7 protein-coding genes and 1 tRNA gene are annotated in these 17,737 nt (G+C 64.2%); 6 read left to right on the top strand and 2 right to left on the bottom strand.

Annotated elements, in window-relative coordinates:
* The first annotated feature begins 147 nt into the window (after positions 1–147).
* On the top strand, positions 148–960 hold the full coding sequence (locus CYJ22_RS02755; protein ID WP_101600889.1) for a fructosamine kinase family protein: 813 nt from the start codon (positions 148–150) through the stop codon (positions 958–960).
* An 80-nt stretch (positions 961–1,040) separates the two neighbouring features.
* On the opposite strand, the gene CYJ22_RS02750 is transcribed toward CYJ22_RS02755, so the two are convergent.
* A complete protein-coding gene (locus CYJ22_RS02750) occupies positions 1,041–2,606 on the bottom strand; it encodes a molybdopterin-dependent oxidoreductase (protein WP_101600887.1) in 1,566 nt (521 codons plus the stop codon).
* Positions 2,607–2,866: 260 nt separating this feature from the next.
* The gene (locus CYJ22_RS02745) at positions 2,867–4,609 is read right to left on the bottom strand and encodes a pyruvate dehydrogenase (protein WP_101600885.1); all 1,743 of its coding nucleotides are present in this window, start codon (positions 4,607–4,609) and stop codon (positions 2,867–2,869) included.
* A 141-nt stretch (positions 4,610–4,750) separates the two neighbouring features.
* Between CYJ22_RS02745 and CYJ22_RS02740 the strand changes: the two genes are divergently transcribed.
* From CYJ22_RS02740 to CYJ22_RS02720, 5 genes are all read left to right on the top strand, one after another.
* Positions 4,751–4,827, top strand: a tRNA-Ile gene (locus CYJ22_RS02740).
* 254 nt (positions 4,828–5,081) lie between these two features.
* Positions 5,082–8,558: a DNA-directed RNA polymerase subunit beta gene (rpoB, locus tag CYJ22_RS02735; RefSeq protein ID WP_101600883.1), complete on the top strand. Its 3,477-nt coding sequence runs from the start codon at positions 5,082–5,084 to the stop codon at positions 8,556–8,558.
* Between the two features lie 15 nt (positions 8,559–8,573).
* The gene (locus CYJ22_RS02730) at positions 8,574–12,476 is read left to right on the top strand and encodes a DNA-directed RNA polymerase subunit beta' (RefSeq protein WP_009054724.1); all 3,903 of its coding nucleotides are present in this window, start codon (positions 8,574–8,576) and stop codon (positions 12,474–12,476) included.
* A gap of 230 nt (positions 12,477–12,706) precedes the next feature.
* Complete coding sequence (locus CYJ22_RS02725; RefSeq protein WP_101600881.1) at positions 12,707–14,155, top strand: LPXTG cell wall anchor domain-containing protein; 1,449 nt, start codon at positions 12,707–12,709, stop codon at positions 14,153–14,155.
* A 349-nt stretch (positions 14,156–14,504) separates the two neighbouring features.
* The gene (locus CYJ22_RS02720) at positions 14,505–17,456 is read left to right on the top strand and encodes a glycoside hydrolase family 3 C-terminal domain-containing protein (RefSeq protein WP_101600879.1); all 2,952 of its coding nucleotides are present in this window, start codon (positions 14,505–14,507) and stop codon (positions 17,454–17,456) included.
* Positions 17,457–17,737: the final 281 nt, after the last annotated feature.

Genomic DNA, 17,737 nt, shown 5'->3' with positions numbered 1-17,737 from the left:
GTTGGCTGGCCGACCTGCAACGACGCTGCGTGTCGGAGGAGTTGCCTCTGCCCCGAACGACCCTTGATATCGTTGAGCCGTCTCGCGCTGATGCGCCACAAACAGGGGGAGCGCCGCAGCTTCCACGTGGACAGGAGGCCACACACGATGGACACCATCAGGAAAGCGGATAGCCGCCGCGGGCGAATCGCCTACGAGGTGGCTGGGCTCGCGTGGCTCGCCGAGGCCTCGGACCCCGGGGCCGCCGTCGTGCCCGTGCTCGATTACGGCGTGACGTGGCTCGAGGAGCACCGCTTGGTCTCCGTCGCCCCAACTCCCAAGGCGGCCGAAGACTTCGGCCGCGCCCTCGCCCACACGCATGCCGCCGGCGCCAGCCACCTGGGTGCGCCGCCGCCCGGCTTCGAGGGGGATGGCTGGATGGGGGAGGCCCACCTGTCGCTACCCGCCCACCCGAGCCCGGCCCCGGCCTCGTCCCACGGTAAATCCTGGGGTGCCTTCTACGCGCGCGAGCGCATCGCCCCCTACGCCGACGACCGCACCTTCACGGCCACAGAACGCGCGCGCATCGAAAAACTCTGCGAGCGCCTCGAATCGGGGGCGCTGGACCACGGCCAGCCGTGCCTCGTAGAAGACGCGAAAAACCGCCACAACAACATCGGCGCCGCCCGCACCCACGGCGACCTGTGGAGCGGCAACGTCATGTGGACCCCGGGCGGCGCCGTTCTCATCGACCCCGCCGCGCAGGGCGGCCACGCCGAGGAGGACCTCGCGGCCCTCGCCGTCTTCGGCTGCCCGCACTACGAGCGGATCCTCGCCGCCTACAACGAGGCCTCACCCCTGGAGGACGGCTGGCGAGAGCGCATCGCCCTCCACCAGATGCACATCATCATGATCCACTGCGCCGTCTTCGGGCGCTCCTACGTGCCCGAGGCCATGGCGATCGCCCGCAGGTACGCATAGACCGCGCCTCTCACCTCGCGCCCGCATTCGCATGCGTGGAGACGAGGAGGGAGGCGTGGTACCGCTCGAAGGCGGGGGAATCAGGCGCGAGCGTCGTAGTGCTGCAGGCCCGAATCCTCTCGTGAGCCGCCCTGGCCGTCGCCCACGTCGTGGTAGTCGTGGATCCACTCCAGGCGGCGCACCCACTTGACCATCTTGTAGCCGTGCTGGGAATCGGCGCGCAGGCGTAGAGGGCCGCCGTAGACCTCGGGCAGAGGCTCGTCGTTCATGCCCCAGGCGAGGATGCACTCGTCGTCGTCGATCATCGACGGGTCGATGCACTCGTAGTAGGGCTCGGTCGGGCGCCCGTCGTAGGTGTGTCCGACGTGTCCGAATGAGGTGGCCATCAGGTAGTGCGCGCCTTCCGTGGGCGTGACCTGCTCGAGGAGGTCCTTGAGGCGGATGCCCTCCCACTTCGCGATGCCCGTCCATCCCTGCATGCAGGTGTGCATCGTAATGTTCGTGACTTTACCCAGGGCCTTCAGCTCATCGATGGAGAAAGACTTTTCCTCCTCGACCAGGCCTCCGATTTCGAGTCGGAAGTCTTTGAAGTCGTCTTCGCGCAGGGCGATGTACTCCTCGGACTGCTCCTGTGTCGGCGGGCGCGTGTTGACCCAGTGGAACGGGGAAATGTCGTCCTCGGTGAAGGTCTTCTTCGCGACCTGACGCGACTTCAGGCGGTCGAGCGTGAGGGCTCGAATCGGCTGCGTGGCACCCCAGATCCAGCGCTGGGTGCGGCGCAGGTTCGACAGGGACCAGTAGGAGGCTCCGATCCACAGGGCGATGGCCACGACGATGCCGATAATCAGCATGGTGACAGCCTGAGCGAATTGCGCTGCCGAGATGTCGTCGTAGTTTTCGCCGAGCATCATGTGCGCGATGTTGTACGTCGGGTGCACGATGAAGACGAGCGCGACATGCATGACAACGAAGAAGCAGTAGAACGCCATGCCGAGGAAGTGGATGGAACGAGCAGTCTGGCGGTTGCGGAAGATCTTGACATACCCGGGGAAGCGTCCCGCGAACGTGGGGGACATGATGGGTCCGGTCGCGATCATGAGGGGCGCGACGATGAAGACAACCGTGAAGTACATGAGCTTCTGGAGGGCGTCATAGGGCTGGAAGTGCTCGATAGAGGGAATCTGCAGGCCCATGTAGATTTTCGCGCTCTCCCAGGCCTCGGGGAAGATAGACCACGAGGTGGGGACGATGCGTCGCCACTGGCCTGTCCCGAAGAGGAGGGCAACGTAGACGAAGCCGTTGACGAGCCAGATGGCCGTGACGAGCGCATGCCACGCGCGGCCCAGGCCGATCTGTCCGCGTCCAGGCAGGGAGATCAGCGGGTGGAGGTTGCGCTGGTCGTCGCGCGCCGTGAACTCGCCGGGGACGGTCGACACCTTGTCCTTCGTGAACTTGAGCCACTCGGATCCGGGCGTGCAGTGATTGTTCCAGTACAGACGTGGGTGCGATGCGAGGACCTCCCAGCCGGAGCGGATGAGGAAGCCCATCATGATGAAGTTGATGAAGTGGGTGATCCTCAGCCAAGCGGGAAAAGTATCGAGGTCGACGGCACCGGCTGCGCTAGCCATTGCTGCGAGCGCGTGCATTGCGGTTCCTCCTGTGTGGCGTGAACGATAGAACGCTTCGTAGATTAGAGGGGAAATGCGCGCAAAAATAGCTGTCAAAACGTAAAGTGTTGCAAGTGACTACAAGTTATGAGCTTGTCTAGCTCTCTTTGAGAGGGCAAAAACCATTTTTTTAGAAAAAAGAATGTTGTTAAAATGCGGGTTTTAGTCATGAAAAACGAGGCCGGGGCCAGGTCGTGCGGTGACCCGGCCCCGGCCTCGTCTCCGTAGATGTGAATGACCTACAGGCGCGGGATGTTGCGCATGTTGGAGGTGGCCATCGAGAAGGCCTCAGCGATGCCGCGGTTGAGGACAATCTTGCTCATTGCGGTCGCGAAACCGACGACCTGGCCACCCGTGATGGCCGGCGGAAGCGAGAGCGCGTTCGGATCCGTGATGACCTCAACGAGGGCGGGGCCGGGCGCTGCGAACGCCTCGCGGTACGCATCCTCCAGACGTGACGCGTCCTCGACGCGCTCCGCGTGGAAACCAATTGCGCGGGCGATCTCCGCGTAATTCGTATCAGGGACATCTGTCTGGAAGTCAGGCAGGCCGTTGACCAGCATCTCCAACTTCACCATGCCCAGCGTCGAATTGTTGAAGACGACCACCTTGACCGGCAGGTCGTACATCTTCGCGGTGATGAGCTCGCCGAGCAGCATCGAGAGGCCGCCGTCACCCGACACAGACACGACCTGACGATCCGGGTAGGCAACCTGAGCGCCCAGTGCCATCGGCAGGGCGTTTGCCATCGAACCGTGCAGCAGTGAACCGATGAGGCGGCGCGTGCCGAGGGGATCGATGTAGCGGGCGGTCCACACGTTGCACATGCCTGTGTCAGCGGTGAAAATCGCATCCTTCGCGGCCGTCTCGTTGAGGAGGTGGGCGGCGTACTCGGGGTGGATCGGACGCATCTTCTCCACGTTGCGCGTGTAGGCGCCCACGGGAGCGTGCATGATCTCCGAGTGCTTCTTGATCTTGGACTTCAGGAAGGAGTCGGAACGGTTTGTGCGCAGGTGGGGGAGGAGCGCCTCGATGAAGGGCTTGACCTGTGCGTGAATCGCGAGGCCAACGTCCGTGCGGCGGCCCAGCTTCTCGGCGTGCGTGTCCACCTGAATGGTCGGTGTGGACGGCAGGAACTGGTCGTAGGGGAAGTCAGTGCCCAGCAGAATCAGCACGTCGGCGTCGTTCATGCCCTCAGCGGCCGCACCGTAGCCCAGTAGGCCCGTCATACCCACGTCGAAGGGGTTGTCATACTGGATGAAGTGCTTGCCGCGCAGCGAGTGGCCGATCGGTGCCTTGAGTGCATCCGCCAGGGCGATGACCTCGTCGTGGGCACCCTCGACGCCCGCGCCGGCGAAGATCGCGACCTTGTCGGCCTTGTTCAGGAGGGCTGCGGCCTCTTCGATGTCGGCGGCGTTGGGAGCCAGCGTCGCGGGGCGCGCGGGCGCGTAGGTGGGAATGTGATCGACGGCCTTGAGGTCGGAGACGTCGCCGGGCAGAGTGATGACCGAGACGCCGCCCAGGCCGACCGCGTGACGGATCGCCGAGTTCACCGTGCGCGGCGACTGCGCCGCGGAGGAGATGAGTTCGTTGTAGACCGAGCATTCCTCGAAAATGCGGTCCGGGTGGGTCTCCTGGAAGTACGTCGTGCCGATCTGCACGCTCGGGATGTGCGAGGCAATGGCCAGGACGGGCGCGCCCGTGCGGTTCGCGTCGTACAGGCCGTTGATGAGGTGCAGGTTGCCTGGGCCGCACGAACCTGCGCACACGGCGAGCTTGCCCGTCAGCTGAGCTTCGGCCGACGCTGCGAACGCCGCCGCCTCCTCGTGGCGCACGTGGATCCAGTCGATGCCGCCCTTCTTCGAGCCGCCGGTTTTGCGCACGGCGTCGACGATGGGGTTCAGCGAATCGCCGACAATGCCGTAGATCCGGTGTACCCCTGCATCAACAAGCTGGTTCACGATCTGTTCCGCTACGTTCATGCCATCTCCTTAAATTGATTGGCTGCGGCCTTGTAAAACCACCTTAGGCTCGACTAAGGTCCTATGTCGCTGTAGCGTGATCGACAGATCAAGGCGAAGTGTCGGTGGAAGAGGCTCGCGTTCCTCCGATAGGATGGCACCGCCCCAATAGCTCAGTCGGTCAGAGCAGCGGACTCATAATCCGTGGGTCGTCGGTTCAAGCCCGACTTGGGGCACCACCACCCAAGCCCGGGTACTGCCAGCGTCGCACCTGACGAACAAGCTGGCCACGGCCTCGTTTCCGTGAAACCCTGCACATATCACACGCTGCCTTGACTCGCGATGCGACTCACGGTAGCCTGAGTATTTGCGCCTTATCATGCCCGAGGTGACCCGTATCCAGCCGTCGTAACAGGCGCTTGACGGACCAGGACGCGTCAGATAATGGGTGATAAGGCAGCGTGCGCACCGTTCATGCAGGGAAGGATCCCCTTTGGCTGCCAACAGCACCGCCAAACAGCCCAAGCACCGCATCTCGTTCGCCAAGCTTCGTGAACCCCTCCAGGCCCCCAATCTGCTGGGCCTGCAGGTCGAAAGCTTCGACTGGCTGCTGGGCAACGACGCGTGGAAGGCCCGCGTCGAAGCCGCACAGGCATCTGGCCAAGGCGACGTCCCCGACGTCTCCGGCCTCGAAGAAATCTTCCACGAGATTTCCCCCATTGAGGACGTCGCAGGCACCATGAGCCTGTCGTTCCACGACCACCGCCTCGAATCCCCCAAGTACTCCATGGAGGAAGCCAAGGCGAAGGACTACACGTACTCCGCACCGATGTACGTGACCGCCGAGTTCATGAACTACGAAACCGGCGAAATCAAGTCCCAGACCGTGTTCATGGGCGACTTCCCGCTCATGACCCCCCGCGGTACCTTCATCATCAACGGCACCGAGCGTGTCGTCGTCTCCCAGCTCGTGCGTTCCCCCGGCGTGTACTTCGAGAAGCTCTCGGACCGCTCGTCGGACAAGGAAACCTTCGGCGCGAAGATCATCCCCTCGCGCGGCGCATGGCTCGAGTTCGAGATCGACAAGCGCGACGCCGTCGGCGTGCGCATCGACCGCAAGCGTAAGCAGTCGGTGACCCACTTCCTCAAGGCCATCGGCATGACCGAATCCGAGATTCGCGACACCTTCGCCGACTACCCGGTCCTCCTCGAGACCCTCGAGAAGGACACGGTCGCCACGCAGGAAGAAGCCCTGCTCGACATCTACCGCAAGCTGCGCCCCGGCGAGCCCGCGAACGTCGACGCCGCCCAGACGCTGCTCAACAACTTCTACTTCGACTCTCGTCGCTACGACCTCGCCAAGGTCGGCCGCTACAAGATCAACAAGAAGCTGGCCATCGAAGCCGACCCCAAGGCCTCGACCCTGTCCCTCGAGGACATCGTCGCGACCGTCAAGTACCTCCTCGCCCTGCACCAGGGCGACAAGACCTTCGCCGGCACCCGCAATGGCGAGGCCGTCGAGGTCCGCGTTGAGGTCGACGACATCGACAACTTCGCCAACCGTCGCATCCGCGCCGTCGGCGAGCTCATCCAGGGTCAGGTCCGCACCGGCCTCGCCCGCATGGAGCGCACCGTGCGCGAGCGCATGACCACCCAGGAGACGGACTCGATCACGCCCCAGACGCTGATCAACATCCGCCCCGTCGTGGCCGCGATCAAGGAGTTCTTCGGAACCTCCCAGCTCTCGCAGTTCATGGACCAGAACAACCCCCTCGCCGGCCTGACCCACAAGCGCCGTCTGTCGGCCCTGGGTCCCGGCGGTCTGTCGCGTGACCGCGCGGGCATGGAAGTTCGAGACGTCCACCCCTCGCACTACGGTCGTATGTGCCCGATCGAGTCCCCTGAAGGCCCGAACATCGGCCTCATCGGCTCGCTCGCGACCTTCGCGCGCATCAACCCCTTCGGTTTCATTGAGACGCCCTACCGCGTCGTCAAGGACGGCAAGGTCACCGACGAAATCCGCTACCTCACCGCGGACGACGAGAAGGGCCACTACATCGCCCAGGCCTCGTCGCCCCTCGAGGCCGACGGCTCCTTCGCCGAGCACGACGTCCTGTGCCGTGTTGCCGGCGACGACCCGACCCTGATCGCCCGCGATCGCGTCGACTACATGGACGTCTCCGCACGTCAGATGGTGTCCGTTGCCGCGGCGTTCATTCCCTTCCTCGAGCACGACGACGCTAACCGAGCCCTCATGGGCGCGAACATGCAGCGTCAGGCCGTGCCGCTGCTCACCACGGAAGCCCCGCTGGTCGGCACCGGCATGGAGATGCGCGCCGCGCATGACTCCGGCGAAATGATCCTCGCCGCGCACTCCGGCGTCGTCTCCGAGGTCTCCGCGGACCTGATCGTCGTCTCCACGGACGAGGGCGGCCGCGACTCCTACCGCCTCGAGAAGTTCGAGCGCTCCAACCCCGGTAACTGCACCAACCAGCGCGTTATCGTGGACGAGGGCGACCGCGTCGAGGTCGGCGACGTCCTGGCCGACGGCCCCGCCACCTCCAATGGTGAGGTCGCGCTCGGCAAGAACCTCCTCGTCGCCTACATGTCGTGGGAAGGCCTCAACTACGAGGACGCCATCATCTTGAGCCGTCGCGTCGTGGAAGAGGACATCCTCACCTCGATCCACATCGAGGAGTACGAGGTCGACGCCCGCGAGACCAAGCTCGGTGAAGAAGAGATCACCCGCGATATCCCCAACGTCTCCGAGGAATCCCTCGCTGACCTGGACGAGCGCGGCATCATCCGCATCGGCGCCGAGGTCACCGCCGGCGACATCCTCGTCGGTAAGGTCACCCCGAAGGGTGAGACCGAGCTGACCTCCGAAGAGCGCCTGCTGCGCGCCATCTTCGGTGAGAAGGCCCGCGAGGTGCGCGACACCTCCCTGCGCGTCCCCCACGGTGAAGAGGGCATCGTCATCGGCGTCCGCGAATTCAACGACGACGAAGACGACCTCAACCCCGGCGTCCGCCAGACCGTGCGCGTCTACGTCGCCCAGCGACGCAAGATCACGATCGGCGACAAGATGGCCGGCCGCCACGGTAACAAGGGCGTCGTGTCCAAGATCCTCCCGGTTGAGGACATGCCCTTCCTTGCCGACGGCACGCCCGTCGACATCATCCTCAACCCGCTGGGTGTCCCCGGCCGAATGAACGTCGGTCAGGTGCTCGAGTACCACCTCGGTTGGCTCGCCCACCAGGGCTGGGATGCCTCGGCCGCTGTCGAGGCCGGCGAAGAGTGGGCGGCGCACCTGCCCGCCGACGGCATCAAGACCGAGCCCGGCACGCCCGTTGCTACCCCCGTGTTCGACGGCCTCGAGGCCGACGAGCTCGCGGGCCTGCTGCGCAACGTGAACCCGAACCGCGACGGCGACGTCCTCACCAACTACGAGGGCAAGGCGCGCCTGTTCGACGGCCGCTCCGGTGAGCCGTTCCCGTACCCGATCTCGGTGGGCTACACCTACATGCTCAAGCTCCACCACCTGGTCGACGACAAGATCCACGCCCGCTCCACGGGCCCGTACTCGATGATCACGCAGCAGCCGCTGGGCGGTAAGGCCCAGTTCGGCGGCCAGCGCTTCGGCGAGATGGAGGTGTGGGCCCTGGAAGCTTACGGCGCCGCCTACGCCCTCCAGGAGCTGCTGACCATCAAGTCGGACGACACCACCGGCCGCGTCAAGGTGTACGAGGCCATCGTTAAGGGCGAGGACATCCCCGAGCCCGGCATCCCCGAGTCCTTCCGAGTCCTCATCCAGGAAATGCGCTCGCTGTGCCTGAACGTCGAAGCTCTCGACGCGGCCGGCAACGTCATTGACCTGCGTGAGCAGGACGAAGACTTCAATGCGCGTGAGGACCTGGGCATCACCCTTGATGCTCGTCCGAACGCTGCGGCGACCATCGATGCGATCTGATAGGGAGAGATAACTTTGCTGGACGCCAAAACGTTCGACAGCCTGAAGATCACCCTGGCCACCGGCGACGATATCGCCGTCTGGAGCCACGGTGAGGTTAAGAAGCCGGAGACCATCAACTACCGTACGCTCAAGCCCGAGCGCGACGGTCTGTTCGGTGAGCAGATCTTCGGCCCCACCCGCGACTGGGAGTGCGCGTGTGGCAAGTACAAGCGCGTGCGTTACAAGGGCATCATCTGCGAGAAGTGTGGAGTTGAGGTCACTCGCTCCCGCGTCCGCCGTGAGCGCATGGGCCACATCGACCTGGCCGCCCCTGTCACGCACATCTGGTACTTCAAGGGTGTTCCCTCGCGCCTGGGCTACGTGCTCAACCTCGCGCCCAAGGACCTCGAGAAGGTCATCTACTTCGCTGCCTACATGATCACCGAGGTCGACGAAAAGGGTCGCCACGAGGATCTGGCTGAACTGCGCGCCGAACTCGAGGTGCAGAAGAAGCAGATGGAGAACAACCGCGACGCGACGATCAACGACTTCGCGGAGCAGCTCGAGTCCGACATGGCCGCCCTGGAAAAGGACGGCGCCTCGCAGGCCGAGCGCGAGCGCGCTCGCAAGCAGGGTGAACGCGAGATGGCCAAGATTCGCCGCCGCTTCGACGGCGACATCGAAGGCCTCGAGGCCGTGTGGGAGCGCTTCAAGGACCTCAAGGTCGGCGACCTTGAGGGCGACGAGCGCCTCTACCGTGCGATGGTGGCCCGCTACGGCACCTACTTCAAGGGTGACATGGGCGCTGCCGCCATCCAGAAGCGCCTGGAAACCTTCGACCTGGAGACCGAGGTCGCCGCGCTGCGTCAGACCATCGCCTCTGACTCCGGCCCGCGCAAGGCCCGCGCCATCAAGCGCCTGAAGGTCATCAACGCCTTCGTTGCGACCGGCAACTCGCCGGCCTCGATGGTCCTCACCAAGATCCCCGTGATCCCGCCGGACCTGCGCCCGATGGTTCAGCTGGACGGCGGCCGCTTCGCGACCTCCGACCTCAACGACCTGTACCGTCGCGTCATCAACCGCAACACCCGACTCAAGCGTCTGCTCGAGCTGGGCGCCCCGGAGATCATCGTCAACAACGAGAAGCGCATGCTTCAGGAGTCCGTTGACGCCCTCTTCGACAACGGCCGCCGTGGCCGCCCCGTCGCGGGCCCGGGCAACCGTCCGCTGAAGTCGATCTCGGACATGCTCAAGGGTAAGCAGGGTCGTTTCCGTCAGAACCTGCTCGGTAAGCGCGTCGACTACTCGGGTCGTTCCGTTATCGTCGTCGGCCCGCAGCTGCAGCTGCACCAGTGTGGTCTGCCCAAGCAGATGGCCCTGGAGCTGTTCAAGCCCTTCGTCATGAAGCGCCTGGTTGAGAAGAACTACGCGCAGAACGTCAAGGCCGCCAAGCGCAAGGTCGAGCGTCAGCGCCCCGAGGTGTGGGACGTCCTCGACGACGTCATCCGCGAGCACCCCGTGCTGCTGAACCGTGCACCTACGCTGCACCGCCTCGGCATCCAGGCGTTCGAGCCCCAGCTGATTGAGGGTAAGGCTATCCAGCTGCACCCCCTCGCCTGTGGCGCCTTCAACGCCGACTTCGACGGCGACCAGATGGCTGTCCACCTGCCGCTGGGCGCTGAGGCGCAGGCCGAGGCCCGCATCCTCATGCTGTCGACGAACAACATCCTCAAGCCCTCCGACGGCCGCCCCGTGGCCATGCCGTCGCAGGACATGATCATCGGTCTGTTCCACCTGACCTCGACGCCCGACCCGTCGGTGCCCGTCGAGAAGGACGAAGACGGAAACCCCGTGATTCCGTACTTCTCCAGCCAGGCGGAAGCCCAGATGGCGTACGACGCCGGCAACCTGCACCTGAACGCGACCGCGCGCATCCGCTTCGCCGACGGCACCGTGCCGCCCGAGGGCTGGGAAGCCCCCGAGGGCTGGGAGCCCGGCGATGAGCTGATCCTCGAGACCAGCCTCGGCCGCGCGATCTTCAACGAGCAGCTGCCCACCGACTACCCGTTCGTCAACGAGGTCGTCGGCAAGAAGCAGCTCGGTAACATCGTGAACACGCTGACCCAGCGTTACCCGAACGTGCTCGTGGCGGACTGCCTCGACGCGCTGAAGTCGGCCGGCTTCCACTGGTCGACCTGGTCGGGCATCACGATTGCGTTCTCCGACATTCAGGCCTCGCCGCGTAAGCGCGAGATCCTGGCCCGCTACGAGGCCAAGGCCGCCGAGATCGTCGAGCAGTTCGAGACGGGTATCATCCTCGAGGAGACCCGTTACGAGGAGCTCGTGAAGCTGTGGCTGCAGTGCACCGAAGAGGTCGCCGAGGACATGCGCGCGAACTTCTCCGAGCGCAACACCGTGTACCGCATGGTGAACTCCGGTGCTCGTGGTAACTGGTCGCAGGTTCAGCAGATCGCCGGTATGCGTGGCCTCGTGTCCGACCCGAAGCAGAAGCTGATCGAGCAGCCCATTAAGGCGAACTACCGCGAGGGCCTGACGGTTCTCGAGTACTTCATCGCCACGCACGGCGCCCGTAAGGGTCTGGTCGATACGGCTCTGCGTACCGCCGAGTCGGGCTACCTGACCCGTCGTCTGGTCGACGTCTCGCAGGACGTCATCGTCCGCGAGGCTGACTGTGGCACCCGCGCCGGCCTGAAGATCGACATCGCTCACAAGAACGAGTTCGGTGAGTGGGAGGCGTCCGAGACCATCGAGACGACCGCCTACGCCCGTAACCTCGCCCGTGACGCGGTGAACGAGGCCGGAGAGGTCGTCATGCCCGCGGGCACCGACCTGGGTGACGACCAGCTTGCCGAGCTCGTCGCAGCCGGCGTTGCGCAGATCGTCTGCCGTTCCGTCCTCACCTGTGAGTCGCAGGTCGGCACCTGTGCGGCCTGCTACGGTCGCTCGCTGGCCACCGGCAAGCAGGTCGACATCGGCGAGGCCGTCGGCATTATCGCCGCCCAGTCGATTGGTGAGCCCGGCACGCAGCTCACGATGCGTACGTTCCACACCGGTGGCGCCGCCTCCGCTGCGGATATTACGCAGGGTCTACCCCGTGTTCAGGAACTCTTCGAGGCCCGCAGCCCGAAGGTCGAGGCGAAGATGAACGAGGCCGCCGGCCGCGTTCACATCGACGACGAAGACCCGAGCGCGCGTAAGGTCGTCATCACCCGTGACGACGGCAAGGAAGACCTGGTCATCGAGGTCTCGCGTCGCCAGAAGCTCCTCGTCTCCGAGGGCCAGCACATCGAGGCCGGCACCCCGCTGACCGAGGGCCAGCTGGACCCCAAGGAAATCCTGCGCATCATGGGCCGCAACGTGTCCCAGAAGATGCTCGTGGATGAGGTCCAGAAGGTGTACCGCGACCAGGGCGTGGGCATTCACGCCAAGCACATCGAGGTCATCGTCCGTCAGATGCTGCGCCGCGTCACCATCCTGGAGCCTGGCGACACGACGTTCATGCCCGGCGAGCTCGTCGACCGCATGGCGTACCTGACGCAGAACCGTCGCGTTGCAGCCGAGGGCGGCCAGCCCGCCTCCGGTCGCCAGATGCTGATGGGCATCACGAAGGCGTCGCTGGCCACGGATTCGTGGCTGTCGGCCGCGTCCTTCCAGGAGACCACCAAGGTCCTGACCGAGGCCGCCATGAACGGCAAGTCGGACTCCCTGGTGGGCCTCAAGGAGAACGTCATCCTCGGTAAGCTCATCCCGGCTGGCACCGGCCTGTCGCGCTACAACGACGTCATCGTCGAGCCGACGGCTGAAGCCATGGCGAACTCGAACTACTCCGAGGCCGACTTCGGTGACGGCTCTGTGTCCGAGGACTTCCTCGACGCACTGGGCGCCATCGACTTTGGCATGAACTTCCGCGAGTAATCCGGTTCGTGACCGCTTGGGGCCCCGGCCTTGTCCGTGAGAACGTGACAAGGCCGGGGCCCCTTGTCGTGTCTGCTTGCTCGCCCTGAGCGCGCCGGGGATGTCTAACGGTGACGCAGATTGAGTGCCAGCTGCGACGGTCAAACATGAAAGTTCAACCATTTGGAAAGCTGTCATACGGATGCTAGATTGGTTGCACAATATCCATCAACGCTTAAGGATGTCTCCTCATGCGCCTGTCCAAGAAACTGGTCATTGCTGCGCTCGGCTCCGCGACCCTCGTTCTCAACCCGTTGGCGGCCCTTGCGGCTGGTCCCACGATTGAGGATACGGACGGACCGCTCGTTCGGATTGCCATCTCCGACACGCTCAACTGCTCGATCAACTACAAGGGCGATAGGTATAACGAGTTCTACAACGCTAACTCCACTACGGATCCAGCCGACTGTGGAACGTTCCTCGCTGTGGGATCTGAGCTGTTCGGTCCGGGGGAGTTAAATTCGCGTCAGGCACGGTCTATGAGTGCGATCGCCTGGACGCCGGTCTCGCAAACGAAGTCAGGAACGGGCACTCAAGCCGATCCGTGGGTCCTCACGACTGTCGTTCGCGGCGGTGGATTCGAGATCACGCAGACGGACACCTACTCCACGGGCAATGACTTCTACGCGACGACCTCGTCGGTGAAGAACATCTCGGATGCTGCTCGGGACTTTACTCTTTACCACGCGGCGGATTGCTACCTCCAGGACGACGATTACGGCTTCGGCGAGTACGACGCGAACACGGGGACGGTCATCTGCCGAGCGAAGGATTCGGAAACCGGCACGCATACGGATCGTGGTCGAGTCGAGCAGTTCGTCCCGACGACCGCCGGTTCGAGCTACTACTACGGTGGCTTCTACGAGGTCTGGGGTAAGCTCAAGGATCGTGCACCGCTGCCCAACATGCTTGAGGGAGCAGATTCCAACCGGGATAACGGCATGGCGCTGAGCTGGACTCGTACGCTCGAGCCGAATACGACCGCCGACTACTCTCTCATCACCTCCTTCTCGCCGAAGGGCCAGGTCGCGCTGTCCTCCGCGACATGCGCCGTCGCCCAGCCGGGCGCCGACTCCACCGCGACGCGCACCATCGGCGTGACGATCACGAACCCGAACCGTGATGTCAAGTCGGTTCAGACGGTCATTGCGACACTGTCGGACGACGCCACCTACGTTCCCCAGTCGGCCAGTGGTGCCCCCGAGCCGACGGTCGCGGGCAAGGTTCTTACCTTCAAGGATCTGGAGCTTCCCGCCAACGGGTCGGTGAAGTTCTCGTTCCTTATCACCGGCAGCGCTGAGGTTACTCCGCTCGTGAAGATCTCGGGGACGACGACGAGCGGTGCAGCCATCGCTGAGTCCGATACCTCGGCGTCTTCGACATGCGATTTCCCCGAGCTTCCGAAGCCCGATGAGACCCAGCCGACTCCCGAGCAGTCGCAGCCGACTGTCGAGCAGCCGCAGCCCACCGCTGAGCAGCCGCAGCCGACTGCCGAGCAGCCCCAACCTGCGGGTGGCACGAGCACTGAAGGTAACAAGCTGGCCAGCACCGGCGCGAACACCGGCGTTGCCATCGCGCTCGTTGGCCTGCTCGGCGTCGCCGGCGTCGGCCTCGTCGTGGCGAGGCGCCGCGCACGCTGATCGCAGATCCGGTCGACAACGTCATTGGGCCCGGTCCCCGCGAGGGGGCCGGGCCCTCGCGCATCCCCTGTGGTTATTCTCGTTGGTGGCGGGGAGAGTCGCTTTCCGCGTAGGCGGCGAAGCCTGCGGGGCACCAGGATGTCCATCCTGACAGATTGTGCGTCCAATCCGACAGAACGCACGAGGCCCCACCACATGGGGCCGACCGTGCGGTTGAATAGGTGGTGGCGGTTCCCATCTGCCCTCTGGTCTGCGGCGACCCATGTCTATGGAGACACAAACGGGGATGGAAAGGGAGCTGATCTGGCTCTGGGATGCAGGGTTTCGGAACTGAAAGAGGACATCAACAATGCTTTCCATCAACTGGTCTGATGTGTGGAAGATGGTTGAGTCGATCAAGGTCCCCTTGATCGTCATCGGCGTGGCGCTGGCGCTCGCCATCATCGTCTCCCTCGCTGTTTTCAAGATGGGCAAACCTGCCCGTAAGCTGATGCGCTCGACGGCCTGGGTTGCGGCTTTCGTCGCGGTCGTCCTGGCTGTCGTGTCGATGCTGTACGGCGGCTTCAAGACGGTGCTCGACCTAGCGGCCGGCACCGGCGCGCTGACGGATGCGTCGAAGACTCAGGTGGAGGATCTGGGCAACGACATTTCCGACGAGGGCATGGTCCTCCTGAAGAATCACGGCGGTGCCCTGCCTCTCGCCAAGGGCTCCGCGATCAACGTGTGGGGTTGGGGCTCTACGAACCCGATCTACGGCGGCACCGGCTCCGGCTCGCTGTCGAAGGACAACCCGACGACGACCCTGCTTGATGGCCTGCATAACGCTGGCTTCACCACGAATGATGAGCTGACGAACCTGTACACCGCCTACCGCGCTGAGCGCCCCGAGGTCGGCATGTTCAAGGCTGACTGGTCGCTGCCCGAGCCCACGCAGGACAAGTACTCTGACGACCTGCTCTCCAACGCAACAGCCTTCGGTGACACCGCGGTCGTGACGATCGCCCGCTCGGGCGGCGAGGGCTTCGACCTGCCCCGCGACGTCAACAAGGAGATGGCTGACAACCCGTACTTCAGCTACACGAACAACTCCGAGGAGTACACGGACTTCGAGGATGGCCAGGGCTACCTCGAGCTGACACGTCCCGAGAAGGACATGATCGAGCTGGCGAAGAAGACCTCGACGAAGACGGTCGTCGTTATCAACGCTGCGAACGCGTTCCAGCTGGGTGACCTCCAGGACGACCCGGAGATCGACGCGATCGTGTGGGCAATCCCCGGCGGCCAGGTTGGATTCAACGCGCTGGGCCGCATCCTGGACGGCGAGGTGAACCCCTCGGCGAAGACCCCCGACACGTTCCCGCGTGACATCAAGTCGGGCCCCGCAGCCAACAACTTCGGCGACTTCCAGTACACGAACATGACGGAGTTCGCCCAGGACGACCCCTTCAACAAGGGCACCCAGACGCAGCCGTCCTTCGTCAACTACAACGACTCGATCTACGTCGGCTACCGCTGGTACGAGACGGCCGCCGCTGAGGGCGTCATCGACTACGGCAACGAGGTCGTCTACCCCTTCGGTTTCGGCCTGTCCTACACGACGTTCTCCCAGTCGATGAGCGACATCTCGGTCGACGAGGCCACGGGAACCATGTCCGCGGACGTCACCGTCACGAACACCGGCCAGGTCGCCGGTAAGGACATCGTCCAGATCTATGACAACCCGCCCTACACGGACGGTGGCATCGAAAAGGCTTCCGCGAACCTGCTGTCTTATGAGAAGACCAAGCTGTTGGAGCCCGATGAGTCCGAGACGCTGACGGTCACCTGGAACCGCGATTCGCTCGCCTCCTACGACTCGGTGAATGCGAAGGCCTACGTGCTCGAGGCCGGCGACTACAAGATCTCCGCGCGCACCAACTCGCACGACGTCATCGATGAGAAGACCTACACGGTGGATGCGACGCAGACCTTCAACACCGCCGACAATACGCACGACGGTGACAAGGTCGTGGCCACCAACCAGTTCGACGACGCGAAGGGTGACGTCACCTACCTGTCGCGCGCAGGCCGCTTCGCCAACCTCGCGGAGGCGACCGCGGCTCCCACGAACTTCGAGATGAGCGAGGCCAGCAAGGCGAAGTTCCTCGCGACGTCGAACTACGACGCGGCAGCCGCCGACGCTGACAGCAGTGCGACGATGCCCACCACGGGCGCCAAGAACGGCCTCGTCCTGGGTGACCTCGCGGGCCTCGATTACGACGACCCGAAGTGGGACCAGCTCCTCGACCAGCTCACCGTCAAGGAAATGAACACCCTCATCTCCAAGGGTGGCTACGGCTCCCCGGCGATCTCCTCGATCGGCAAGCTGCGCGTCTCCGACGTGGACGGCCCCGCCTCGCTGAACAACAACTTCACGGGCGTCGGCTCGATTGGTCTGCCCTCCGCGGTATCCGTTGCGGCCACCTTCAACAAGGAGCTCGCACGTTCCTTCGGTGATGCGATCGGCACGATGGCGCACGACATGCAGGTCTCGGGCTGGTACGCGCCGGCCACGAACACGCACCGCTACGCCTACGCGGGCCGTAACTTCGAGTACTTCTCGGAGGATCCGGTCCTGGCCGACTCGCAGGTCGCCGAGGAGATCAAGGGCGCCCAGGCCAAGGGCGTGTACGCCTTCCTCAAGCACTTCGCCCTCAACGACCAGGAAACGAACCGCACGCACATGCTGGCGACCTGGACGAACGAGCAGGCAATGCGCGAAATCTACCTGCGTTCCTTCGAGATCGGCGTCAAGGACGGCGGCGCACACGCGATCATGAGCGCGTTCAACTACATCGGCCCCGAGTACGCGGGTGCGAACTCTGCGCTGCTCAATAACGTCCTGCGCGACGAGTGGGGCTTCCGCGGCATGGTCCTCACCGACTACTTCGCGGGCATGGGATACCAGAACGCGGACCAGATCACGCGCAACGGCGGTGACCTGATGCTCGCGACGATCGACATGCCGATCGCCACGGTCAACGTGCAGGATGCGGCGGGCGTCAGCTCTCTGCGTCGCGCCTCGCACAACATCCTCTACACGGTTGCGAACTCGTGGATGTACGAGAACGGCCAGCCCGAGGTCACGCGCAACGCGTGGGAGTACATCACGTGGGTCGTGGCAGGGCTCCTGATCCTGTCGCTGCTGGGTCTTGAGGTGGTCGCGATCCGCCGCTACCGCGCTCGCAAGGCCGAGGCCGTGATCACCGTCGAGCCCAATGCGTCGATCGACGAGGCCGGGGCCGAGAAGGCGGAAGAGTGACCGATCTGGGAACAGACGGACGGAGTATGATCCCCGGGTGACATTGAGTGTCGTTCACCCGTGGGGGAGGGGCCCGCAGGCAAGAGCCTGCGGGCCCCTCCGTGTGCTTGTTCGTGTGTGCAGATGTGACGCACGGTGGGAACATCGACGTGGCTCCAGAGGCTGCCTGCGCCACTGTGCAAACGACCGGTGCCCCGCATGCGCGCCCCGGCCTCGTCGATGAGGGGGGAACCACAGAACACCCCCTTTGACGAACGGCGACGTTTCCCACTATCCTTGAG

This window comes from Schaalia odontolytica (assembly GCF_002847525.1).
Taxonomy (GTDB): Bacteria; Actinomycetota; Actinomycetes; order Actinomycetales; family Actinomycetaceae; genus Pauljensenia; species Pauljensenia odontolytica_B.
The sequence above is the reverse complement of the archived record's forward strand: the minus strand, read 5'-3'. Positions and strand labels throughout refer to the sequence as shown.